Below are 23,636 nucleotides of genomic sequence, written 5' to 3'. Positions count from 1 at the left end.
GGACCAAGATGATCTTCCCCGAGGCGGCGCCGGTCTCCATGAGCTCATGGACCTGGGCCGCCTCGGCGAGGGGCAGGTCTGGTGCTCCGAGCAGGAGCACTACGATCCGAACATGACGTCTCAGAACCAGCTCGACACCAGTGTGCCTGGTTCACCACACCAGGGGGCCGCGGCCGAGACCGAACGGGATCGGCTCCTGGTGGCGGCGCAAGTCTTCCTCACCGGCTTGACCACGTATGTCGCGATAGCGATCTGGTCGACCACCGCGGCCGGGTACACGGAGGGCTTGCAGATCATCGGATTCGCGGTCTTCTCCACTCCGCTCACGATCCTGGCGTTCCTGGCCGGGCTGCCTCTGCGTATCGTGCCGCGGGCACGTCGGTGGTGGTTTCGACACGCAGGGTGGTTCTTCGCCTTGTTCGGAGTCGCTGCGGGCGGTCTGCTTCTGTCCTACGTCGTCGGCGAAGCGGGACCGGTTCGCTATGCCCAGAGTGGATGGCCTGTGAGTGACGGTTATGTACCGGACGCGCGACTCTTCGTGCCATCCCTTGCTGTGCTGGCGTTCGCGACCATGCATCTTCGCCTTCCACCGCGCCGGAAGCCGAAAGCCGCCTGACCGATCAGTGTCTCCTGGGCGCGGCAGGACCCGCCCAACGCCGCGTGCGGGGTGCCGCCCGACGCTCTGTCAGGGTCGAGTTCAGGGGACGAGGATGATCTTCCCCGAGGCAGCGCCGGTCTCCATGAGCTCATGGGCCCGTGCCGCCTGGTCGAGGGGCAGCTCCGGGCCGAGTTCAATGGTGAAGTCGCCCGCGGCCAGCAGGTCGACCGTCTTCTGCAGCGCCTCGGCGCGCCACTCCAGCTCCTGCGGCGTGAGCGGCTCGGGCGAGCCGCCGGAGAACGCCCGGATACCGAAGTCGGCCGCGTCGGGGCCGCGGACGATGGTCGCGATGCGGTCGCGGTCGGCGACCAGGGCGAGGGAGGTCTCGATCGCCTCGTCGGTGCCCGCACAGTCCAGGACGACGGTCACGGGGGAGGGGGCCGCCGCGCGGACGCGGTCGAGCAGCCCGTCTCCGTAGGCCACGGGGATCGCGCCGAGCTCGCGGAGCTGGTCGTGCCGGGCGGGGCTCGCGGTGGCGATCACGGTCGCGCCCCAGGCGACCGCGAACTGCACGGCGGCCTGGCCGACCGAGCCGGAGCCCGCGTGTATGAGGAGCACATCGTCAGCCGTCACGGCGAGCGAGCGGAGGGACTGGTAGGCGGTGCCGGCCGGGATGCCGATCGCCGCCCCCTCGGCCGCGGTGACGGCGTCCGGGAGCTTCACGAGCTTGTCGGCCTCGACCGCGAGGGCGGAGGCGTAGGTCCCGAGCGTGTCGCGGATCGCGACGCGGTCGCCGACCTCGAACCCGTCCACGCCCTCGCCCAGCACCTCGATCACTCCGGCGCCGTCGAACCCGACCGGACGCGGCTCGGTGATCGGCGCGGAGGGGCGCTTGCCGCCGCGGAGCTTGGCGTCGATGGGGTTGGCGCCGGCCGCCTCGATGCGCACCAGCGCCTCGCCGCGGACGGGCACGGGGTCAGGCACCTCCATCAGGTGGAGGACAGCGGGGGATCCGAACTCGGTGTAGACGATCGCGCGGGCCATGCCCTCAGGCTACCCGGCGGGGGTCACTTCCCCGCGAGCGCCTTGGTGATCCGCTGCGGCGACACCGGCTGCGCGGTGCCGAGACGCTGGGCGAAGACGCTGACCCGGTACTCCTCCAGCAGCCAGCGCACCTCGACGATCGCGGGCGGAGCGTCGGGCGCGAGGGGGATGGTGCCCCCGGCGTCCGCGAACAGCACGGCCATCCGCTCGAACTCCGTCATCCGCGCACGGTCCTTGCCCGGCTCGTTCGCGAGGGTCTTCAGCCGGTCGATCATGCCGTCGAGGTACCGGGGGAAGTGGGCGAGCCGGTCGACCCCGGTCGCCGCGACGAAGCCGGGGTGGAGCAGTCCGGAGAGCTGGCTGCGGATGTCGTTCAGCGGGCCGAGCAGCGCCAGCGCGTTCTGGGCCTTGATGCCGCGCTCCACCTCCCGCGCCTTCGTCAGGATGCGCGCGACGAGGGAGACGCAGGCGAAGAGCTCGTCGACGAGCACGGCGGACACGGCGTCGCGCACCCGCGCGAACTCGGCCTCGGTGCGCACGACGCCGCGGTCCCGGCCGTCGGCGCCGCCGGTCGACGCGTCGATCACGCGACGGGCGACGGCGGCCCGGCAGTCCTCGATGAGAGCGGCGGCCGACGGATACGGAGAGGCGGCGAGTGCGAGCTTCTCCGCGCTGGTGAGGTGCTGCTGCACGTACGAGGACGGCGAGGGCACCGCGAGCAGGACGAGACGGAGCACGCCGTCGCGCGTGGCGGCGGCCGCGGCGTCGGGAGTCGCCTCGACCCGCACCGACACGCTCGTGCCGGCATCGACGATCGCCGGATACCCCCGGACGACGCCGCCCGCGACCTTGGTGTCGATGACCGCCGGGAGGTCGCCGAACGTCCACGCCGTCAGCCCGGTCTGTTCGACCGGAGCGGCGGCCACGCGCTCCGCCCCGCGCGGTCCCGGTGTCTCCGCACGCCCGGGGCGCGCGATGGAGCGGGCGACGCTGCTGCGCGCGCGGTCGGAGAGCTGAGCCTGCAGCGATCGGAGATCGCGGCCGGACCCGACCACGCGTCCCCGCTCGTCCACGGCGCGGAAGTTCATGCGCAGATGCGCCGGCACCCGTTCGTCGTCGAAGTCGGCGGCCGTGACCACCTGGTTCGCGAGCGGCTGCACGAGCCGCGCGAGCGCCTCCTTGAGGGTGCGCGGGGGGAGACCGCCGTGCACCTCCGGACCCTCGTCGGCCAGCGCCGCCCCGAACTTCTCCGCCCAGTCGGCGGCGGGGACGACGTGGCGCCGGATGGCCTTGGGCAGCGCACGCAGCAGTCCGGTGACGAGCTCGGCGCGCAGCCCTGGCACCTGCCAGTCGAAGCCGCGGTCCTCGATCTGGGCGAGCAGCGGCAGAGGCAGCACGACGCTCACGCCGTCGTCAGGTGCGCCCGGCTCGAACCGGTACGCGAGGCCGAGCACCTGGTCGCCCTGCGTCCACCGGGTCGGGAACTCGCGCTGGTCGGCGCGGTCCTCGTCGTCGATGAGGTCGCTCTCGCGCATCACGAGCAGCTTCGGCGTCGCGGTCAGCGCCTCGCGCCACCACTTCTCGAACGACCGCACGTCGAACACGTCAGCGGGGATGCGCTCGTCGTAGAAGCGGAAGACGGCCTCGTCGCCGGCCAGGATGTCGCGGCGCCGCTCGCGCTCCTCGAGCTTCTCGAGGCGGCGGCGGAGCTCGGCGTTGCTGCGCCAGAACGCGCTGACCCGCTTGTCGATGCGGGACGGGTCCCATTCGCCCTCGACGAGCGCATGACGGACGAAGAGCTCGCGCGAGGCGGCCCGGTCGATGCGGGCGAACTGCACCCGCCGGCGCGGGATGATCTCGACCCCGAACAGGGTGACCTTCTCGAAGGCAACGGCGGCTCCGGCGTCCTTGGACCAGTGCGGCTCGGTGACCTGGCGCTTCGCGAGGTCGCCGGCGAGCGGCTCTGCCCAGGCGGGGTCGATGGCGGCGACGGTGCGGGCGAAGGTGCGGGAGGTCTCCACAATCTCGGCCGCCATGACCGCCCGGGGGCTCTTCTTGCGCAGCCCTGAGCCCGGGAAGATCGAGAACCGGATGCCCCGCGCGCCCCGGTACTCCGTGATCCGGCGGCGCGCGTCCTTCGCAGGGGAGTGAGCCTTCCCCGCGGGGGCGGTGCGCTCGTCGAGGATGCCGATCTGCGACAGCAGGCCGGACAGCAGCGCGCGGTGGATGGCGTCCGGATCGGCCGCGCCGCCCGGCTCCGCCCCGCGGTCGGGGTTCTTCACGAGCGTGCGGAGCTGGCGGTGCACGTCGAACCACTCGCGGACGCGCACGTAGTTGAGGTGCTCGCTGCGGCACAGCCGGCGGAACGCGCTGGAGCCGAGCTCGCGCTGCTGTTCGCGCAGGTGGTTCCAGAGGTTCAGGAGAGTGAGGAAGTCGCTCGTCGGGTCCACGAAGCGCGCGTGCAGCCGGTCCGCCTCCTCGCGGCGCTCCTCGGGTCGCTCCCGGACGTCCTGGATGGACAGCCCCGCCACGATCGCGAGCACGTCCCGCAGCACCGCCCTCTGGGTCCCTGAGCCTGTCGAAGGGCTTGACCCCCTCTGGGTCCCTGAGCCTGTCGAAGGGCCTGACCCCCTCTGGGTCCCTGAGCCTGTCGAAGGGCTTGACCCCCTCTGGGTCCCTGAGCCTGTCGAAGGGCCTGCCTCGATGAGCATGCGCGCGAACCGCGGGTCCATCGGCATCCGGGCGATGTCGCGTCCGATCCGGGTGAGCCGGGGGCCGTCGTCCGGCCCCCGCGCCGGGCGGAGGGCGCCGAGCTCGGTGAGCAGGTCGAACGCCGCCTTCACGCCCCGGGAGTCGGGCGGGGTGAGGAAGGGGAACGCGGTGATGTCGCCGAAGCCGAGCGCGAGCATCTGCAGGATGACGGAGGCGAGGGAGGTGCGCAGGATCTCGGGTTCGGTGAACTCGGGACGCCGCGCGTAGTCCTCCTCGGAGTACAGGCGGATGGCGATGCCGTCGCTCGTGCGGCCGGCGCGGCCGGAGCGCTGGTTCGCCGAGGCCTGCGAGATGGCCTCGATGGGCAGCCGCTGCACCTTCGAGCGGTTGCTGTACCGGGAGATGCGTGCGGTGCCGGTGTCGATGACGTATTTGATGCCGGGGACCGTGAGGCTCGTCTCGGCCACGTTCGTCGCGAGCACCACGCGGCGACGGACGCCGGCCACGGTGCTGCGCTCGAACACCCGGTGCTGCTCGGCGGCGGAGAGCCGGCCGAACAGGGGGAGCACCTCGGTGGGCGAACGGTCCTTCGCGTAGGCGGCGCGTACGGCGTCGGCCGCGTCCCGGATCTCCGCCTCGCCGGGCAGGAACACGAGCACGTCGCCGGGCGCCTCCCGGTCGAGCTCGCGGAGTGCCGAGACGATCGCGCTCACCTCGTCCTCCGGCTCGCCGGCGGCGTCCTGCTCCGCGTCCTCGTCGACGAGCGGGCGATAGCGGATCTCGACGGGATACGTGCGCCCCGACACCTCGATGACGGGCGCGGGGGTGCCGTCGGCGGCGGCGAAGTGCCGGGCGAAGCTCTCCGGATCGATCGTGGCGGAGGTGATGATCACCTTCAGGTCAGGACGCTCCGGGAGGATGCGGGCGAGGTAGCCCAGCAGGAAGTCGACGTTGAGGGATCGTTCGTGCGCCTCGTCGATGATGATCGTGTCGTAGCGCGTCAGCAGCCGGTCGCGGTGGATCTCGTTGAGGAGGATCCCGTCGGTCATCAGCGCGATCCGCGTCTCATCGGAGACCTTGTCGGTGAAGCGCACCTTGTAGCCGACGAGGGTGCCGAGCTCGACCCGCAGCTCCTCGGCCACGCGCTCCGCGATCGTGCGGGCGGCCAGGCGGCGGGGCTGGGTGTGGGCGATGCGCTCGCGGCCCAGTTCCAGCGCGATCTTCGGGAGCTGGGTGGTCTTCCCCGATCCGGTCGCACCGGCGACGATGACGACCTGGTGGTCGCGGATGGCGTCGGCGATCTCGTCCCTGGCCGCGCTGACGGGCAGCTCCGGAGGGTAGGAGATCACGGGGGAGGACATAGCCCTCCATCGTATGCCGGGATGTGCACCGGGGTCGCCGCGATCGCCGCATACGATCATCGGGTGATGACTGCTCTCCGCCCCGTGCGCTGGTTCCGTGATTTCGGGCGGCCGCCGCGCATCCTCGGTCTCGACGTCGCGCGGGGTCTGGCGATCCTCGGCATGGCCGGTGCCCACGTCGGGGTGACGGAGGCGTTCGAGTGGGGCGACCCGACCACCTGGACCGACCTCGTGCACGGCCGCTCCTCGATCCTCTTCGCGCTGCTCGCCGGCGTCTCCATCACCCTCATGACCGGGCGCGACGTGCTGCCGGAGCGGGAGCGCCTGCCGAGCATCCGCCTCAACCTCGTGGGCCGCGGCGCGGTGATCTTCGTGATCGGTCTCGCCCTGGAGCTCCTCAACACGCCGATCGCCGTGATCCTCACCCTTTACGGCCTGCTCTACGTCGCCGTCATCCCCGTGCTGCGGTGGCGACCGCGGCAGCTGCTCCTCGGCGCCGCCGTCCTCGCCCTCGCCGGTCCGGCGCTGCTCGCTCTGCTCAGTGCGGTGGCGCTGCAGCCGTTCGGCGCGGGCATCGGGTTCGTGCTCTACGGCACCTATCCGATCACCGTGTGGCTGGCGCTCGTGCTCGGCGGCATGGCTCTGGGGCGGCTCCGGGTGCAGGAGGTGCGCACGGCCGTCGTCGCCCTCGTCGTCGGCGTGGTCCTCGCCGCGATCGGCTACGGCCTGGGCGCCCTCGGCGCGGGCGCGGGGCTGGGGGGAGAGACGGGATCGATCGTCTCCTCGACCAGCGCCTCCTCCGGGAGCGAGAGCATCGAGATCCTTCCCGACGAGAGCCTGTCGTCGTCGTTCATCCCCGACGATGTGATGCCGCCGTCCGGCTGGGAGAGCTATCCCGAGGCGCTCGCCGCGACGGATCCGCTCGGCTCCATGGTCCGCGCGGTCTTCGCTGTCGACGCGCACAGCGGTGGCACCGCCGAGATCCTGGGCTCCGGTGGCTTCGCCCTCGCGGTGGTCGCGCTGTGCCTGCTGCTGAGCCGTCCGCTGCGCTGGCCGCTGCTGCCCCTCGGTGCACTGGGGTCCATGCCGCTCACGGCATACAGCCTGCACGTCGTCTCCGTCGTCCTCGTCGCGGGTCCCGGCGGCTTCATCGCGGACAACGCCTTCTGGGCGCTCACCGCCGTGGGACTCCTGCTGGTCACGACGCTGTGGGCGATGTTCGTCGGCCGCGGCCTGCTGGAACGTCTCGTCGGGAAGGGGGCCGCCGCGATGGCCGCGGTGCCTCGGCGCTGACGCTTTTCGTCATCCGCACGGGCGCACCTGTCATCACAGGTCCTAGGCTGGGGGGATGACCATTCCTGCACTCGAACTGAACGACGGCAACTCCATCCCCCAGCTGGGCTACGGCGTCTTCAAGGTGCCGCCGGCAGAGACCGAGAAGGCGGTGAGCGAGGCCCTCGAGATCGGGTACCGCCACATCGACACCGCCGCGATCTACGGCAACGAGGAGGGCGTCGGCGCGGCCATCGCGTCCTCCGGCATCCCCCGCGAGGAGCTCTTCGTCACCACGAAGCTGTGGAACGACCGCCACCACGACGACGAGCCCCGCGCCGCCATCGGCGAGAGCCTCGAGAAGCTCGGCCTGGAGCAGGTGGACCTGTACCTCGTGCACTGGCCCACCCCGGCGAAGGACGACTACGTCCACGCGTTCGCGAAGCTCGTCGAGCTGCGGGACGCGGGCCTGACCCGCAGCATCGGCGTCTCGAATTTCCTCGTGCCGCACCTGGAGCGCACGGTGAAGGAGACCGGCGTCGTCCCGGCTGTGAACCAGATCGAGCTGCACCCGGCCTACCAGCGCCGCGAGGAGGTCGCGTGGGCCGAGGCCAACGGCGTCCGCATCGAGGCCTGGGGTCCGCTCGGCCAGGGCAAGTACGACCTCTTCGGCACCCCGGCGATCGCGGAGGCGGCCGCCGCCCACGGCGTGACCCCCGCACAGGCCGTCCTGCGCTGGCACCTGCAGAAGGGCATCATCGTCTTCCCGAAGTCGGTGCGTCCGGAGCGCCTGCGCGAGAACCTGGACGTGTTCGGCTTCGAGCTCACCGACGCCGAGATCGCCGCGATCGACGCGCTCGACCCGCTCGACGGCTCCGGCCGCGTGGGCTCGCACCCCGACGAGGTCAACTGATCCCGCCCTCATACCGGCCGCGGGCTCGGCACTGACGCCGTCACCGAGCCAGCACTGACCGGAGCCTTGCTCCCGAGCCCGCGGCCCGCGGCTCGTCTCCGTTCCACATGACGCCCCGTGTCGCTTCGCGCGACACGGGGCGTCCGCGTGGGTACCGTCGAGCCCATGACAGCTCCGCTCCGCGTCGTCGCCGTCTCGGGCTCCCTCCACGAGCCGAGCAAGACCACCGCCCTCCTCCGTGCGATCACCGCCGCGATCGCCGAGCGCGCCCCGGTCGAGGCGCAGCTGATCGAGCTCACGCAGGTCGGCCCCTCCCTCGCGGGTGCTCTCACCCGTGACCAGCTCCCGCCGGAGGTGGAGGCGAACCTGCGTGCGATCGAGACCGCCGACCTCCTCATCGTGGGCAGCCCGGTGTACCGCGCCTCGTTCACGGGGCTGTTCAAGCACCTGTTCGACTTCGTGGACCAGTACGCGCTGGTCGGCACGCCGGTGCTCCTCGCCGCGACCGGCGGGGGCGAGCGGCACGCCCTCATGATCGAGCACCAGCTGCGCCCCCTGTTCGCGTTCTTCCAGGCGCTCACCCTCCCGCTCGGCGTGTACGCGAGCACGACCGACTTCGACGGCTACGAGGTGGCGACCGACGTGCTGCGTGCGCGGATCGCGCTCGCGGCCGAGCGGGCCCTCCCGCTCGTCGGCTACACCCTGTCGCGCCCCGCGGAGCTGCTCGTCGGCTGACCCGGGTCCGGAGCCGGTGACCCCGGCGTAGCGTGGAAGCATGACGAACCGTCTCGCCGACACCCTCAGCCCTTACCTGCGGGCCCACGCCGACAATCCCGTCGACTGGTACCCCTGGGGGGAGGAGGCCTTCGCCGAGGCCCGCCGCCGGGATGTGCCGATGCTGATCTCGATCGGCTACTCCACCTGCCACTGGTGCCATGTGATGGCGCGCGAGTCGTTCGCCGACCCGGAGACCGCCGCCCGCATCAACGAGGGGTTCGTCGCGGTGAAGGTCGACCGCGAGGAGCATCCGCACGTCGACGGGGCCTACATGGCCGCCGCGTCGGCGTTCACGCAGAACCTCGGCTGGCCGCTCACGGTGTTCACCACGCCCGCCGGTCGCGCCTTCTACGCGGGGACGTACTGGCCGCCGGAGGCGCGACCGCCGATGCCCGCCTTCCGCGAGGTGCTGGTGGCCGTCCGCGAGGCGTGGACGACGCGACGGGCGCAGGCCGAGGAGTCCGCGGACGCGGTGACCGCGGCGCTCGCCGAGGCGGCGGAGACCACGGCATCGACCCTGCCGGACACCGCCGCCCTCGCGGAAGCCGCCCGCGGCCTCGCTGCCAGGGAGGACGCGGAGTTCGGCGGCTTCGGCGGAGCTCCGAAGTTCCCGGTGGCCACGACCCTGCGGTTCCTCCAGGAGCCCCTCATCCGCGCGGCCGTACCGGAGGCGGCGGCTGCGGCCGAACGCGCCCTCGCGGCGATGGCGAACTCGGACCTGCGTGACGCCGACGGCGGGTTCTTCCGCTATGCGACCCGGCGTGACTGGACGGTGCCGCACTACGAGCGCATGCTGACCGACAACGCCCAGCTGCTCGAGGTCGCGCTCGACGCCGGCGACGAGGAGACCGCCCGCGGGATCGCCGGCTTCCTGCTCGGCGCGCTGCGGCGGGAGGGCGGCGGCTTCGGTGCCGCGCAGGACTCCGAGTCGTGGATCGACGGCGTTCGCAACGAGGGTGGGTACTACCTCCGTCCGGTTGCGGAGCGCACCGCCTTGGAGCCGCCGGCGGTGGACGGCAAGGTCATCACGGGATGGAACGGCCTCGCGATCGCGGCACTCGCCCGGGCGGGGGCGGCGCTCGGCGACGACGCGTGGATCGCCGCCGCTGCAGAGGCCGCCGCTGCCGTGCTCAGCACCAATCGCGGGGCCGACGGTGCGCTCGCGCGGGCATCGCTGGACGGCCGGGCCTCCGCCGCGGTCGCCACGGCCGCCGACCTCGCGCTGCTCGCCGAGGGGCTGTTCGCCCTGGCGGCGGCGACCGGCGACGTCGCTCCGGCGGTCACGGGGCGCGACCTGCTCGACGAGGTGCTGGACGGCGCCGCGGGGGACGACCCGTTGCTCCGCGCGCAGGGCATCGCCGCCTCGCCCGACCACACCGACGGCGACCTTCCGTCGGACACGGCCGCGGTCGCGCAGGCTGCGCTCACCGCCTGGCGGCTCGGGGCGGGGGACCGCTATCGCGCGGCGGCGGCCGAGCGGGTGGAGGCCCTCGCCTCCCGGGCCCTCGCCCAGCCCTTCGCCCACGGCAGTCTGCTGCGGGTCGCCGCCGGACTCGCCGCGGCACCGCGGCAGCTCGTCGTGGTGACGGAGGACCCCGGCGGCGCGCTCGCCGCCGCGGCCCGCGGAGCCGATGCCGATGTCGTCGCCGTCGTCACGCCGGCGCAGGCCGCGGGGTTCGCCGCCGCGGGGTTCGAACTGTTCGACGGCAAGGAGGCGACCGCCGAGCGCGCCTACGACTGCCGCGCCTTCGTGTGCCGCCTGCCGGTGAGCGATCCGGCCGCGGTCTCGCGCGCACGGTGAGCGCCCTTCCCCGGCGCAGCGCTGTGCATTCTGCCTACCGCGCGGCCTCCGTCTGCCCGTCGAGTGCGCGCGATGCGCAGCTTCGAGTGCACGGTTTGCCCAGCGCCCGCGATCCGTTCTAGGGTGACGCGACCCCTCTCGGATCACAGCAAGGATGCTCTGACGATGACCCTCTCCGCCCGCACCGGTCTCGACGCCGTGCCCGCCTACCGACAGGGGCGCTCCGCCCCGGCCGGTGCCTCCAAGCTCTCCTCGAACGAGTCGCCGCATCCACCGCTGCCCTCCGTCGTGCGCGCCGTGCAGGACCGGGTGGCCGGTATCCACCGCTACCCCGACATGAGCGCCTCCGCGGTCCGGGAGGCGCTCGCCGCCCGATACGCCGTGGACCCGGCGCAGGTGACCGTCGGGGCGGGGTCGGTGGAGATCGCCGCCCAGCTCATCCACGCGGTGGCCGGCGAGGGGGACGAGGTCGTCTTCGCCTGGCGGTCCTTCGAGGCCTACCCCTCGCTCGTCAGGATCGCGGGCGCGACGCCCGTCGCCGTGCCGCTGGACGCCGATCACGGCCACGACCTCGACGCGATGCGTGCCGCGATCACCCCGCGCACCCGTCTCGTCTTCGTGTGCAACCCCAACAACCCGACCGGCACCGTCGTCGACGCCGAGGCCCTGGAGCGGTTCGTCGCCGCGGTGCCGCACGACGTCCTCGTCGTCATCGACGAGGCCTACGTGCACTTCGACCGCACGGACAGTCGCGGCGCCGGCATCGAGCTGTTCCGTCGCCACCCGCACGTCGCGGTGCTGCACACGTTCTCCAAGGCCTACGGCCTGGCCGGGCTCCGCATCGGCTACGCGATCGCCCCCACCGTGATCGCCGAGGCGCAGCGCAAGGTGGCCGTGCCGTTCGGGGTCACCGACCTCGCCCAGGCCGCGGCCCTCGCCTCGCTCGCCGCGGAGGACGAGCTCGCCGTCCGCATCGACGAGGTCGTGGCACAGCGCGATCGGCTGTACACCGTGCTCACCGCCGCCGGCTGGCCCGCCGTGCGCTCGCAGGCCAACTTCGTCTGGGTACCCGCGGGGGAGCGCACCGCCGAACTCGACGCCCTCCTGCACGCCGGCGGCGTCGTCGCTCGCGCCTTCCCCGGCGAGGGCATCCGCATCTCGTCCGGCTCCGTGGAGGACATCGACCGGGTGGAAGCCGCCCTCGAGACCGAGCTCGCCGAGGTGAACGCATGACCGAGGGACGCATGACCAACGATTCCGTGACCGAGGTCCCCGTCACCACGACGACCACGAAGGGCCTGCACCCGGGCCTCACCCGCCGCCAGATCTCCATGATGGGGCTCGGCGGCGCGATCGGCGCAGGGCTGTTCGTCGGCTCCGGGCAGGCGATCAGCATCGCCGGACCAGCCGTGCTCATCTCCTACCTCGTCGCGGGCGGCATCGTCGTGCTCGTGATGGCGATGCTCGCCGAGATGGTCGCGGCCCGCCCGAGCTCCGGCGCCTTCAGCTCCTACGCCCAGAAGGCCATGGGGCGCAGCGCCGGCAGCGCGGTGGGCTGGTTGTACTGGATCCAGCTCGTCGTCGTGATCGCCGCCGAGGCGACCGGCGCGGCCGGGATCGTGGCGAACTGGGTACCCGGGATCCCGGCGTGGGTCTGGGTGCTCGTGTTCGTCGTGGCCCTCACCGCGGTGAACCTCTTCGGCGTGCGCAACTACGGCCGCTTCGAGTTCTGGTTCGCGGCGATCAAGGTCGCCGCGATCATCGCCTTCCTCGTCGTCGGCGTGTGCGCGATCGTCGGACTCATCCCCGGCGTGCCGGCGACCGGCATCTCGAACCTCGTGGACCAGGGCGGCTTCGCGCCGCACGGTATCACCGGCATCGCCGCGGCGCTCCTCATCGTGGTCTTCGCGTTCGGAGGCACCGAGGTCGTCGCGATCGCGGCCGCCGAGTCGGACGATCCGTCCCGCAACATCCGCCGGATCGTGCGCGAGGTGCTCGTGCGCATCCTCATCTTCTACGTCGGCTCGATCTTCGTCATCGTCGCGGTACTCCCGTGGGACGACCCCGCTGTCCAGGCCGGTCCGTTCTCGGCCGTGCTGGACACGCTGAAAATCCCGGGCGTCGGCCTCGTGATGGACCTCATCGTGGTGATCGCGCTGCTCTCGGCCATGAACGCCAACATCTACGGCGCCTCCCGGATGGCGTACTCGCTGGGGGAGCGGGGGCTGGCGCCGCTGTCCGTCACCCGGACGAGCCTCAAGGGCGTGCCGTTCGTCGCCGTCCTCGCCTCGGTCGCCTTCGGCTTCGTCACCGTCGGGCTGAACTGGGCGTTCCCCGACGTCGTGCTTCCGGCGCTGCTGAACGTCGTGGGATCCACCCTGCTGGTGATCTGGACGGCGACGGCGATCTCGCAGATCGTGCTGCGCCGGCGGGCCGACCGCGCCGGCGAGGCGATGCCGATGCGGCTCTGGGGCTTCCCCTGGGTCTCGTGGCTCTGCCTGGTGCTGCTCGCGGCCGTGATCGCGCTGGCGATGATCGACCCGGCCGCGCGCATCCAGCTGCTGCTCACGCTCGGGCTCACCGCCGTGCTGCTGGTCGTCGCCCGCGTGACGCGGGGTGTGGCCCGCCCCGGGATCGTCAAGGAGTGACGTGCGGATCGACCGCCTCGACGCCGCGTTGATCCGGCTGCTGACGGAGTCGCCGCAGCTGCCCCTGCTGGAGTGCGCACGCCGGCTGGGCATCGCGCGGGGGACGGCCACCAGCCGTCTCGCGCGCCTGCACGAGGGCGGGGTGATCGAGGCGATCGTGCCGCGCATCGACCCCGCCGGCTTCGGGTACGGCGTCGTGGCGTTCTGCCTCGTCGAGATCGATCAGAAGGTCGGACACGACGACGTCGCGACCGCCCTCGCGGACGCGGTGCCGGAGATCGTCGACATGCACACCGTCACGGGCGCGAGCGACATGCAGCTCCGGCTCGTCGCCCGCGATGCGACGCGGCTCCAGGAGGTGCTGGACCGGGTGGCCCTCGTGCCGGGCGTCGCGCGGACGGCGTCCTCCATCGCGATGCGCACGCACCTCTCCGGTCGCGTGCTCCCGCTCGTGGAGCACGTGGCCGACGAGATCCCCTGACCCGCGCTCGCGGTCCGGTCCGTCAGACCCAGCCGGGCAGCCAGTTGTGCAGGCGCCAGAAGTCGTAGGGAACGCTCATCCCCGTCCACAGCGGCAAGAAGAACGCTGAGACCAGGACGACGACGCCGAGGTAGATCAGGACGGTGCGCTCTCCCGACTGGCGGCGCGGGAGCGGATCCTCCCGGCGCCCGGCGATGATCCGCAGCGTGACGGTGAGCGCGAGCACGAGGAACGGCATCATCACGACCGTGTAGAACTGGAAGATCGTCCGGTCGGGGAACATCAGCCAGGGCAGATACGTCACCGCGAGCCCCACGAGCGGCAGGCTGAGCGCCGGGCCGACCGGCTGCCGCGTGATCCAGCCGCGGACGAGGCGGTAGAGCAGGTACACGCTGGCTGCGACGCCGCCGTACCAGATGAGCGGGTTGGGGATCGCCGAGATCACGCCGATGCAGCGGTCGACGCCGCAGCCGGTCGGATCGCTGTCCACCCACACCGCGGTCGGGCGGAGCAGGAACGGCCACTCCCACGCCGGGCTCGCGTAGGGGTGCCCGCGGGTGAGGCCCACGTGGAAGCCGAGCATCGCCTCGTGGTAGTTCCACAGGGCGACGAGCGGGTTCGGGTCGCTGCCGCGGTCGTAGCCGTTCGCCGTCACCAGCCACCCGGTCCAGCTCGCGAGGTACACCGCGAGAGCGGGGAAGACGAGGAGGACGAACGACACCGGCCCCTGGCGGAAGACCGCGGACGCCGGCCACACGACGACCCCGCCGCGGCGCCGGGCCAGGGCGTCGGTGACGACGACGTAGAGTCCGAAGCCCGCGAGCACGTACAGCCCCGACCACTTCACCGCCGAGGCGGCGCCGAGCGCGAGGCCCGCGGCGACGAGCCAGGGACGGCGCCAGAGGATCGGTCCCCACAGCGGGTGCTCGTCGTCGGGGTTCCGGCGTTCGAGCAGCGGGATCGTGCGCTGGCGGTCGATGAGCACGAACAGCACGCCCAGCAGCACGAAGAAGGTGAGGATGCCGTCGAGCAGCGCGATCCGGCTCATCACGATGCTGAGGCCGTCGATCGCGAGGAGGGTGCCGGCCACGGTCGCCGCCACGACCGAGCCGGTCAGGCGCCGGGCGATGAGGAACACCAGCAGCACCGATCCCGCACCGAGGAGGGCGGTCGCCAGACGCCAGCCGGCGCTGTTGTCCGGGCCGCCGATGGCCATGCCGAGCGCGATGAGCCACTTCCCGAGCGGCGGGTGCACGATGAACGCGCCCTTGTTCGTCAGCGGGAGCTCCTGCAGGGTGACGAAGGCGTCGTTCGCGTTCTCGCCCCACACCCCCTCGTAGCCGAGACTCCACAGCGACCAGGCGTCCTTGACGTAGTAGGTCTCGTCGAAGGCGAGCTGGTGCGGGTGGCCGACGTTCGCCAGGCGCAGGACCGCCGCGAGAGCGGTGACCAGCAGAGGGGCCAGCCAGCCGATCGCCCGGCCCCAGTCCGGCGCCTGCAGCACACGGTCGCGGAGCCGCTCGTAGCGCGTGAGGCGCTCCTCGGGGAGGGGCAGGAGGGGCTCGGGCGCGGTCACCGGTCCAGCCTAGACACACTCCGCTCCGTGCTCCCGGTATGCCGGCTCCGGTCCCGTCTCGAGGGTCCACCAAGGGGCCGCGCCTAAGCTGGGCGGGTGATCATCCTCGCCGCGACCCCGATCGGAAACCTGGGCGATGCGTCGCGGCGCCTTGTGGAGGTGCTGGAGAACGCGGAGATCGTCGTCGCGGAGGACACCCGCACGACGCAGCGCCTTTTGCAGGCCCTCAAGATCGACAACCGGCCCCGGCTGATCGCGCTGCACGACCACAACGAGAAGCAGAAGGCCGCGGAGCTGGCCGCGCTCGCCGCGGAGACCGACCTCGTGGTGCTGAGCGATGCGGGTATGCCGACCGTGAGCGATCCGGGATACGGCCTCGTCGCCGAGGCGGTGGCGCAGGGGGTCACGGTGACCGCGATCCCGGGGCCGAGCGCAGTGCTCATGGCCCTGGCGATCTCGGGGCTGCCGACGGACCGCTTCACCTTCGAGGGGTTCCTGCCGCGGAAGCCGGGGGAGCGCCGGGCGACCCTCTCCGCCCTCGCCGCCGAGCCGCGAACGATGGTGTTCTTCGAGTCGCCCTCGCGCCTGGCGACGACCCTCACCGACATGGGGGCCGCCTTCGGCGCGGACCGCCGGATCGCCGTGTGCCGGGAGCTGACGAAGCTGTACGAGGAGGTCCGTCGTGGCACCGCGTCCGAGCTCGCCGCCTGGGCCGCCGACGGGGTGAAGGGCGAGATCGTGGTGGTCGTCGAGGGGGCGCCGCGGCGGGACGCCTCCCCGGAGGACGCCCTCGCCCAGGTGCAGGCCCTGGTCGCGGACGGCACCCGCCTGAAGGAGGCGGCCTCCGAGGTCGCGGCCCTGACGGGCTTGTCCTCCCGGGATCTGTATCAGGCGGCCCTCGCCGCCCGGTCGCGGTGACCCCCGTCGCAGATTCGCACCGGGGTCGCAGGGATGCGGGGGACGGGTGCGACAAGAGTCTGGATCTGCGACCTCCCGCGGGAGCGGACTCGGTCGCGCGCGCCTACGACGCGAGGGCTGAGGAGTACCGGGAGGTCGCAGGAGACCTGGGGCTGATGGATCCCCGTGACCGAGAGCTCATCCGGAAGTGGCGCGACGAGACCCCGGGACGGCTGCTCGACGCGGGGTGCGGCCCCGGGCACTGGACGGCCTTCCTGCACGGGGATGACGGCGCAGAGTTCGGAACCGGGCGGGACGTCGAGGGGATCGATCTCTCCACGGCCTTCATCCGCGGGGCGAGGGTGCAGTATCCGCACCTCTCGTTCCATCACGGGTCGTTCCGGACGCTGCCGCAGGCATCGGGCACCGTCGGCGGCGTCCACGCGTGGTATTCCGTGATCCACACCCCTCCGGCCGAGCTCCCGGACGTATTCGCCGAGTTCGCTCGGGTGCTCGCCTCCGGCGGAGGACTGCTCCTCGGCTACTTCGTCGGCGAACCCCGGGCGGTCTTCCCTCATGCCGTCGCACCCGCGTTCTTCTGGACCGCCGAGGCCCTGGCCCCGCTGCTCGCCGCGGCCGGTCTCGAGCTGCAGTGGTCCGAGACCCGCGAGCGCGAAGCCGGCGAGATCAGTTCTCGCCCCCACGGAGCCCTCCGCGCCCTCCGCTCCTGACCCGCCGCGTCCAGGCACACTCTCGCAGATCCGCACCCCGTTGCAGGTCTGCACCGTGTCGGACATATGCACTGTGTCGGACATATGCACTGTGTCGGACATACGCATCGTGTCGCAGGTTCTGGCCCCATCCCTGCGACACCGACGCGAATCTGCGCCCGCGCGCGGGAGGGGAAGGGGGCACCGGGGGAGACTGTCCTACGCTGACAGGACCAGGACCAGGACCAGGACCAGGACCGCGACGAGAGGAGTCCGCGTGAGCAAGGCCGCGACGGTGTACGACGTCGCCGATCGCGCCGGAGTGTCGATCGCGACCGTGTCGCGGGTGCTGCGCTCGCCGGAGGCCGTCCGTCCGGCGACCCGGGAGCGGGTGCTCGACGCGGTCTCCGCGCTGGGGTACGTCCCCAGTGGGAGCGCGCGGGGTCTCGCCGAACGCCGGACCGGGGTGCTGGGGCTGTACTTCCCCGGATTCGACGCCGCCGAGGACGCTCCGCCCCTCGACGTGCTGTCCGCCGCCGCCCGACCGCCGTTCACGGTGGTGTCGGAAGACCAGGACCCGCCGCACTCCTCGATGCTGTTCCTCGACGAGGTCCTCCGCGGCGCCGAGCTGGAGGCGTGGAAGCAGGGGTTCGTGCTCATGGTGGGCGTCGGCCGCGATGATCCCGACCGCTCCACCGTCCGCGACATGGCCGGCCGCGTGGACGGGCTCATGGTGCTCGCCCGCAGTGTGCCGGACGACGTGCTCGCCCGACTGGCCCGTCGTATCCCGGTGGTCGTGCTGTCCGGCCCGCCGCGCGGCGATGCCTACGACCACGTCACGGTGAGCAACGTCGAGGCGATGGGGGAGCTGACCCGCCACGTGCTGTCCCAGGTCGGGGAGGGGGAGATCGCGTTCCTCGCCGGCCCGGCCGACTCGCCCGACGCCGAGCAGCGGTGGGAGGGCGTGTCGACCGCGCTCGCCGCGGCGGAGCGCGACCCGGCAGCGGTGCGCGTGCTCCGGGGCGATTTCACCCGGGCCTCCGGTCGCAGGGCCGGGGAGGACCTCCTGCGTGATGGCGTGCCCGCTGCTCTCATCGCCGCCAACGACCAGATGGCCCTCGGGGCGATGGACGTGTTCCGAACCGCGGGGGTGCGGGTGCCGGACGACGTCCTCGTCACGGGGTTCGACGGCATCGAGGCGGCGACTCTGGTGTCACCGCCGCTGACCACGATCCGGCAGCCGATGATCGAGCTCGGGCGTGCGGCGGTGCAGGTGCTCGCGCGACGGCTGGAGCAGCCGGACGCCCCGCCGCTCACGACGCGTCTGCCCCTCCAGATCCTCCTCCGCGAGAGCTCCACGCGCCCGGCCTGAGTCGCCGCGACCGCGCCGCCCCGGAGGACCCCCTGGCTCACCACGGGGTTGCCGATTCAAAATGTATGCGCTTACAATCTGGTGTACGGCTTCGGCCGGCAGGACTCCCCATCCCCCGGGGCGCCCTTCATGACAGAGACGACATGAGGTCATCCAGTGGCAGAGACGCACACCTTCCGACGCTGGCGCCGCGCCGCCGTCGTGGGGCTCGCGGCCGCAGCGGTCGCGCTCAGCGGCTGCAGCATCCAGATCAGCTCGCAGCCCGACCCCTCGATCGGCGACGACACGATGCTCATCAACGCCGACAAGGGCAACCCGTTCTTCACGCAGAACTTCAACCCCTACCTCACGAACACCCGGACGGCGTCGCGGTGGATCTACGAGCCGCTCATCCTGGTGAACCCGCTCGACGGCGAGCTCACCCCGTGGCTCGCGTCCGAGTGGACCCAGCCCGACGCCCGCACGATCGTGATGACGGTCCGCGACGGCGTGGAGTGGAGCGACGGCGAGCCCCTCACCCCGGAGGATGTGGCCTTCACGTTCCAGCTCATCAAGGACGAGCCTTCGCTCGACATCAAGGGCGCATGGCAGCACATCGACCGCATCGAGGTCGACGGCGACGACGTGGTGTTCCACCTCCAGGGCGAGGACGCGCCGTCGCTCTCGATCCTCGGGCAGACCATGATCGTGCCCGAGCACCTGTGGGCCGACGTGGAGGACCCGGCCACCTGGCGCAACGAGGAGCCGGTCGGCACCGGCCCGTTCGTGCTCGGCAACTACAACGACCAGCAGTACTCGATGGACCGCAACCCGGACTACTGGCAGGCGGACAAGATCGAGATCGAGCACATCATCCTGCCGGCCACGAACACCCAGCTCGACACCGTGACCCGCGGCTACGACTGGGCCTACTCCTTCATCTCCGACGTCGAGGGCACCTGGGGGGCGGCGAGTCCCGACAACACCTGGTGGTTCCCGCCGGGCGGCGTCATCTCGCTCGTGCCCAACCTCGAGGTCGCCCCGTTCGACGACGTGAACGTCCGTCGCGGCATCGCGCTCGCGCTCGACCGGGAGGAGATCGCCGAGACCGCCTCCGAGGGCTACATGCAGCCCGCCGGACAGACCGGCCTCATCCTGCCCAACCAGGAGAAGTACCTCGACCCGGAGATCCCGGACCAGGGCATGCTCGCCCAGGACCGCGACGCCGCGCTGGCGGCGTTCGCCGAGTCCGGGTACACCCTCCAGGGCGATCAGCTCGTCGGCCCGGACGGCGAGCAGCTCGCGTTCTCGCTGACCACCGCCAACGGATACTCCGACTGGACGCGCGCCGCCCAGACCGTGCAGCGCCAGCTCGCGGACGTCGGCGTCAAGGTGTCGCTCAAGCTCCCGCAGCCCGCCGGGTATCAGAGCGCGATCGGCACCGGCGATTTCGAGATGGCGATCGGCGGCATGGGTAACGGCGACGTGTACCAGGCCTACAACAGCCTGCTCTCCAGCGACTTCTACGTGCCGGCCGGCGAGGTCACGACCAACAACTTCGAGCGCTACCGTTCGCCGGAGGCCGACGCCCTGCTGGAGGAGTACCGCGCCACGATCGACCCCGACCGCCAGACCGAGATCGTGCACGAGCTGCAGAGCATCGTGTACGAGCAGGTCCCCGTGATCGGCCTGTACTACGGCGGGATCTGGGGCCTGTTCAACGACGCGAAGTTCACCGGCTGGCCCTCCGCGGACGATCCGTACATGATCCCGCAGAACTACGATTCGGCGCCGCTGGGCATCTTCACCCACCTGAAGCGCACGGACGGAGGGGACCAGTGAAGTACGTCCTCCAGAAGATCGGCCTGTTCCTGCTCACCCTGTGGGCCGCGATCACCCTGAACTTCTTCCTCCCGCGACTCATGCCCGGCTCTCCCGCCGACGCCGCGATCGCGAAGCTCTCCCAGAACGGTCCGGTCTCGGACGCCACGCGCGCCGCGATCGAGGCGCAGCTCGGAGTGCCGACCGGTTCGATGTGGGACCAGTACGTGGCCTACCTCGGCCAGGTCGTCCGGCTCGACTTCGGTGTCTCGTACACGTTCTACCCGCAGACCGTGTCGAGCATGGTCTCCACCGCGCTGCCCTACACGCTCGGCCTCGTCGGCATCGTCACGATCCTCGCCTTCGTGATCGGCACCCTCATCGGCGTGATGGCCGCCTGGCGGCGCGGCACCTGGCTGGACTCCCTGCCGACGCTGACCGGGTCGTTCCTCAGCACGTTCCCGTACTTCTGGACGGCGCTGCTGCTGCTGTTCTTCCTCGGCTACGTGCTGCACTGGTTCCCGACCACCGGCGCCTACTCGGCGACGACCACCCCGGGATTCACCTGGGACTTCATCGTCGACCTCTTCCGGCACGCGTTCCTTCCGGCGCTGACGATCCTGCTCACGTCGCTCGGCGGCTGGATCATCGGCATGCGCAACGCGATGATCAACACGCTCGGCGAGGACTACATCACCTTCGGCGAGGCGAACGGCCTCCGCGGCCGCACGATCGCCCTCCGCTACGCGGCCCGCAACGCGATCCTGCCGAACCTCACCGGCTTCGGGCTCACGCTCGGCGGCGTGGTGGGCGGCTCGATCCTCGTCGAGCAGGTGTTCGGATATCCGGGCATCGGCTACCTGCTGTTCAACGCCGTGATCGGGCAGGACTACCCGCTCATGCAGGCGCTCTTCCTGATGATCACCGTGAGCGTGCTCATCGCCAACTTCCTCGTGGACATCCTCTACGGGGTTCTCGACCCGAGGACTCGCCGATGACGACCCCGAACCCCACCCCCAGCACCGTGACCGTCAAGGTCCCCACCGCCCGCATCGCGGCGCCCAGCCCCTGGAGCGCCTTCGGCCGCATGGTCGGCACCCTGTGGTCCAACGGCAAGGCGCGTATCGGACTCTGTCTCCTCGCGTTCTTCGTGCTCGTCGCCGTGTTCGCCCCGCTCCTGGCTCCCTACGGGCCGAAGGAGAACGGGTTCCCGCGCAATGCGGATGCTTCGTGGGAGCACTGGCTCGGCACGACCGCGGCAGGGGAGGACGTGCTCAGCCAGCTCATCTACGGCGCCCAGGTCAGCCTCCTCGTGGGCTTCGCGGCCGGGCTCCTCTCCACGATCGTGGCCGTGCTGATCGGTCTGAGCTGGGGCTACATGCGCGGCTTCGCGGGCGAGGTCGTCGGGTTCATCGTGAACCTCTTCCTCGTGATCCCGGGCCTGCCGCTGATGATCGTGATCGCGGCCTACCTGCAGAACGGCGGCATCCTCATGATCATCGCCGTGATCGTCGTGACCGGCTGGGCCTGGGGCGCCCGTGTGCTGCGCAGCCAGACCCAGTCCCTCCGCGGCAACGACTTCGTCACCTCGGCGCAGTTCTCCGGCGACAGCAGGGCGCGGATCGTCTTCCGCGAGATCCTGCCGAACATGACGTCGATCATCGCCGGCACCCTCTTCGGAGCGGCGACGGCGGCGATCCTCGCGGAGGCGGGCCTGGAGTTCCTCGGCCTCGGCGACTCCAGCATCGTCAGCTGGGGCACGATGCTCTACTGGGCGCAGAACTCCAACTCCCTGCTCACCGGCCAGTGGCTGCTGCTGTTCGCGCCCGGTCTGTGCATCGCGCTGCTCGCCCTCAGCCTCACACTCATCAACTTCGGCGTGGACGGCATCTCCAATCCGCGCCTCCGCGAAGGGAAGGGCCGATGAGCGCCATGGAGCATGACGACATCCTCCTCGACGTCCAGTCGCTGTCCGTGGAGTACGCCTCCCCGGGGCAGGAGCCGGTGCCTGCCGTGCGCGACGTGTCGTTCGCGCTCCGGCGCGGCGAATTCGTCGGGCTCGTCGGCGAGTCCGGGTCGGGCAAGTCCACGCTGGGCTTCGCGCTGACGCGGCTGCAGAAGCCGCCGGCGCGCATCAGCGGCGGCCGCATCCTCTTCGACGGCCGCGACATCCGCGAGCTCGACGCCGAGGAGCTGCGGCGCCAGCGGCAGGGCGGCTTCGCGATGGTGCTGCAGTCGGGCATGAACGCGTTGAACCCCGTGCGGACCGTGGGCAACCACTTCCGCGACATCTTCGCCGCGCACGGTCATGTGCCCGCCGAGCAGCGCCAGGCCAGGGCGCGGGAGCTCGTCGGCAAGGTGGGGCTGAAGCCGGAGGTGCTCGACCGGTACCCCGGTGAGCTCTCCGGCGGCATGCGGCAGCGCGCCTCGATCGCCCTCGCCCTCTCGCTCGAACCCCAGCTGATGGTGTTCGACGAGCCCACCACCGCGCTCGACGTGCTCGTCCAGCACGCGGTCATGGACACGATCCAGGAGCTGCAACGGTCCGAGCGCTTCACGGCGATCCTCATCAGCCACGACCTCGGCATCGTCCTCGAGGCGACCGACCGGGTGATGGTCATGCACGAGGGCCGCATCGTGGAGGACGCCCGCAGCCAGGACATCCTGCACCGCCCGCAGGACGAGTACACCCGGATGCTGCTGAGCCACTACGCCGACCCGCGCGCCGAGAAGATCGAGATCCCCGGATTCGTCGATCTCGGCACCCGTCGCCGGGAGGGACGCAGCCGTACGGACGTCACCGAGACCCTGCCGACCGTGTCGCCGCGGGACGCCCGGCGGGCTGATGCCGCGATCGTCGTGGAGGGCGTGACCAAGCGCTATCCGGCACCGCGCCGCGGCCAGGATCCGATCGTCGCGGTCGACGACGTGTCCTTCCGGCTGGAGCCTGGGGAGGCGCTGGCCTTGGTCGGTGCCTCCGGCTCTGGCAAGTCGACGATCGCGAAGATGCTCACCGGGGTCGAGAAGCCGACCTCCGGCCGCATCCGCTTCGGCGACACCGATGTGGCGTCCCTGAAGCGCCGCGGACTGCGCGACCTCCGCAAGGACGTGCAGATGGTGTTCCAGGATCCGTACGCGGCCCTGAACCCGCTGCACACCGTCGAGTACGCCCTGACCCGCCCGGTCCTGAACTACACGAGGCTGCGCGGGGCGGAGGCCAGGGCCCGTGTGCTCGAACTGCTGGAGACGGTGGGCCTGACGCCCGTCGAGCAGTTCGCCGCCAAGCTGCCGCACCAGCTCTCCGGCGGGCAGCGGCAGCGCGTGGTGATCGCCAGGGCGCTCGCGAGCGACCCGCAGGTGCTCATCGCGGACGAGCCGGTGTCGATGCTCGACGTGTCGCTCCGCGCCGGCGTGCTCGCGCTGCTGGAGGACCTCCGTGAACGGTGGGGCATCAGCATGCTCTACATCACCCACGATCTGCTGAGCGCGCGGCTCGTCACCGAGAACATCCTCGTGCTCAACAGCGGCCGCGTCGTCGAGCGGGGCGAGACCTCGCAGGTGCTGCAGCACCCGGAGGACCCGTACACGGTCGAACTGCTCGACGCCGTGCCGAACCCCGCCCGCGCCCGCTGACGCGCGCCGGACGACTGCAAGAAAGAGAGAGGAGCGCATCC

The 23,636-nt window shown here is 71.5% G+C and carries 18 protein-coding genes; 15 read left to right on the top strand and 3 right to left on the bottom strand.

Going from position 1 to position 23,636, the window contains the following annotated elements:
* Nucleotides 1–46: 46 nt before the first annotated feature.
* Nucleotides 47–616 (top strand): hypothetical protein, encoded by a 570-nt coding sequence (locus tag KZC57_RS05290; RefSeq protein WP_105950221.1) that lies wholly within the window; start codon nucleotides 47–49, stop codon nucleotides 614–616.
* 81 nt (nucleotides 617–697) lie between these two features.
* On the opposite strand, the gene KZC57_RS05285 is transcribed toward KZC57_RS05290, so the two are convergent.
* Both KZC57_RS05285 and hrpA read right to left on the bottom strand, forming a co-directional pair.
* The gene (locus KZC57_RS05285; RefSeq protein WP_105950220.1) at nucleotides 698–1,642 is read right to left on the bottom strand and encodes an NADP-dependent oxidoreductase; all 945 of its coding nucleotides are present in this window, start codon (nucleotides 1,640–1,642) and stop codon (nucleotides 698–700) included.
* 23 nt (nucleotides 1,643–1,665) lie between these two features.
* Nucleotides 1,666–5,715: an ATP-dependent RNA helicase HrpA gene (gene hrpA / locus KZC57_RS05280; protein WP_247641207.1), complete on the bottom strand. Its 4,050-nt coding sequence runs from the start codon at nucleotides 5,713–5,715 to the stop codon at nucleotides 1,666–1,668.
* A gap of 66 nt (nucleotides 5,716–5,781) precedes the next feature.
* On the opposite strand from hrpA, the gene KZC57_RS05275 reads away from it, so the two are divergent.
* The 7 genes from KZC57_RS05275 to KZC57_RS05245 all read left to right on the top strand — a co-directional run bounded on the left by KZC57_RS05275 (nucleotide 5,782) and on the right by KZC57_RS05245 (nucleotide 13,607).
* The gene (locus KZC57_RS05275) at nucleotides 5,782–7,008 is read left to right on the top strand and encodes a heparan-alpha-glucosaminide N-acetyltransferase domain-containing protein (RefSeq protein ID WP_247641206.1); all 1,227 of its coding nucleotides are present in this window, start codon (nucleotides 5,782–5,784) and stop codon (nucleotides 7,006–7,008) included.
* A 55-nt stretch (nucleotides 7,009–7,063) separates the two neighbouring features.
* Nucleotides 7,064–7,900, top strand: a complete 837-nt coding sequence (locus tag KZC57_RS05270; RefSeq protein ID WP_060923596.1) for an aldo/keto reductase — start codon at nucleotides 7,064–7,066, stop codon at nucleotides 7,898–7,900.
* Nucleotides 7,901–8,065: 165 nt separating this feature from the next.
* Complete coding sequence (gene msuE, locus KZC57_RS05265; RefSeq protein ID WP_060923653.1) at nucleotides 8,066–8,635, top strand: FMN reductase; 570 nt, start codon at nucleotides 8,066–8,068, stop codon at nucleotides 8,633–8,635.
* Nucleotides 8,636–8,675: 40 nt separating this feature from the next.
* On the top strand, nucleotides 8,676–10,478 hold the full coding sequence (locus tag KZC57_RS05260) for a thioredoxin domain-containing protein (RefSeq protein WP_247641205.1): 1,803 nt from the start codon (nucleotides 8,676–8,678) through the stop codon (nucleotides 10,476–10,478).
* Between the two features lie 165 nt (nucleotides 10,479–10,643).
* Nucleotides 10,644–11,711, top strand: a complete 1,068-nt coding sequence (gene hisC, locus KZC57_RS05255) for a histidinol-phosphate transaminase (protein ID WP_217584161.1) — start codon at nucleotides 10,644–10,646, stop codon at nucleotides 11,709–11,711.
* Nucleotides 11,712–11,722: 11 nt separating this feature from the next.
* Nucleotides 11,723–13,126: an amino acid permease gene (locus tag KZC57_RS05250; protein ID WP_247641204.1), complete on the top strand. Its 1,404-nt coding sequence runs from the start codon at nucleotides 11,723–11,725 to the stop codon at nucleotides 13,124–13,126.
* A 1-nt stretch (nucleotide 13,127) separates the two neighbouring features.
* On the top strand, nucleotides 13,128–13,607 hold the full coding sequence (locus KZC57_RS05245; RefSeq protein WP_144882465.1) for an Lrp/AsnC family transcriptional regulator: 480 nt from the start codon (nucleotides 13,128–13,130) through the stop codon (nucleotides 13,605–13,607).
* Between the two features lie 22 nt (nucleotides 13,608–13,629).
* Here KZC57_RS05245 and KZC57_RS05240 read toward each other — a convergent pair whose 3' ends face one another.
* Complete coding sequence (locus KZC57_RS05240; protein WP_217584160.1) at nucleotides 13,630–15,183, bottom strand: phospholipid carrier-dependent glycosyltransferase; 1,554 nt, start codon at nucleotides 15,181–15,183, stop codon at nucleotides 13,630–13,632.
* A 96-nt stretch (nucleotides 15,184–15,279) separates the two neighbouring features.
* On the opposite strand from KZC57_RS05240, the gene rsmI reads away from it, so the two are divergent.
* The 7 genes from rsmI (at nucleotide 15,280) to KZC57_RS05205 (ending at nucleotide 23,595) form a co-directional block, all read left to right on the top strand.
* Nucleotides 15,280–16,101: a 16S rRNA (cytidine(1402)-2'-O)-methyltransferase gene (gene rsmI / locus KZC57_RS05235; RefSeq protein WP_060922809.1), complete on the top strand. Its 822-nt coding sequence runs from the start codon at nucleotides 15,280–15,282 to the stop codon at nucleotides 16,099–16,101.
* A gap of 155 nt (nucleotides 16,102–16,256) precedes the next feature.
* Nucleotides 16,257–16,811, top strand: coding sequence for a class I SAM-dependent methyltransferase (locus KZC57_RS05230; protein ID WP_247641203.1), 555 nt, complete (start codon nucleotides 16,257–16,259; stop codon nucleotides 16,809–16,811).
* A 256-nt stretch (nucleotides 16,812–17,067) separates the two neighbouring features.
* Nucleotides 17,068–18,162: a LacI family DNA-binding transcriptional regulator gene (locus tag KZC57_RS05225; protein WP_247641202.1), complete on the top strand. Its 1,095-nt coding sequence runs from the start codon at nucleotides 17,068–17,070 to the stop codon at nucleotides 18,160–18,162.
* Nucleotides 18,163–18,318: 156 nt separating this feature from the next.
* The gene (locus tag KZC57_RS05220) at nucleotides 18,319–19,983 is read left to right on the top strand and encodes an ABC transporter substrate-binding protein (RefSeq protein ID WP_060922811.1); all 1,665 of its coding nucleotides are present in this window, start codon (nucleotides 18,319–18,321) and stop codon (nucleotides 19,981–19,983) included.
* Complete coding sequence (locus tag KZC57_RS05215) at nucleotides 19,980–20,960, top strand: ABC transporter permease (protein WP_247641201.1); 981 nt, start codon at nucleotides 19,980–19,982, stop codon at nucleotides 20,958–20,960. Before KZC57_RS05220 ends, KZC57_RS05215 begins: the two co-directional genes overlap by 4 nt.
* Nucleotides 20,957–21,889 (top strand): ABC transporter permease, encoded by a 933-nt coding sequence (locus KZC57_RS05210; RefSeq protein ID WP_247641200.1) that lies wholly within the window; start codon nucleotides 20,957–20,959, stop codon nucleotides 21,887–21,889. The genes KZC57_RS05215 and KZC57_RS05210 overlap by 4 nt, the downstream gene beginning before the upstream one ends.
* Nucleotides 21,890–21,894: 5 nt before the next feature.
* Nucleotides 21,895–23,595 (top strand): ABC transporter ATP-binding protein, encoded by a 1,701-nt coding sequence (locus KZC57_RS05205; protein ID WP_374206609.1) that lies wholly within the window; start codon nucleotides 21,895–21,897, stop codon nucleotides 23,593–23,595.
* The last annotated feature ends 41 nt before the right edge of the window (nucleotides 23,596–23,636 follow it).

The sequence above is a fragment of the Microbacterium sp. KSW4-4 genome, assembly GCF_023091185.1.
GTDB lineage: Bacteria > Actinomycetota > Actinomycetes > Actinomycetales > Microbacteriaceae > Microbacterium > Microbacterium paraoxydans.
Note: the sequence above shows the minus strand (reverse complement) of the source record. Positions and strands in the feature narration are given on the sequence as shown.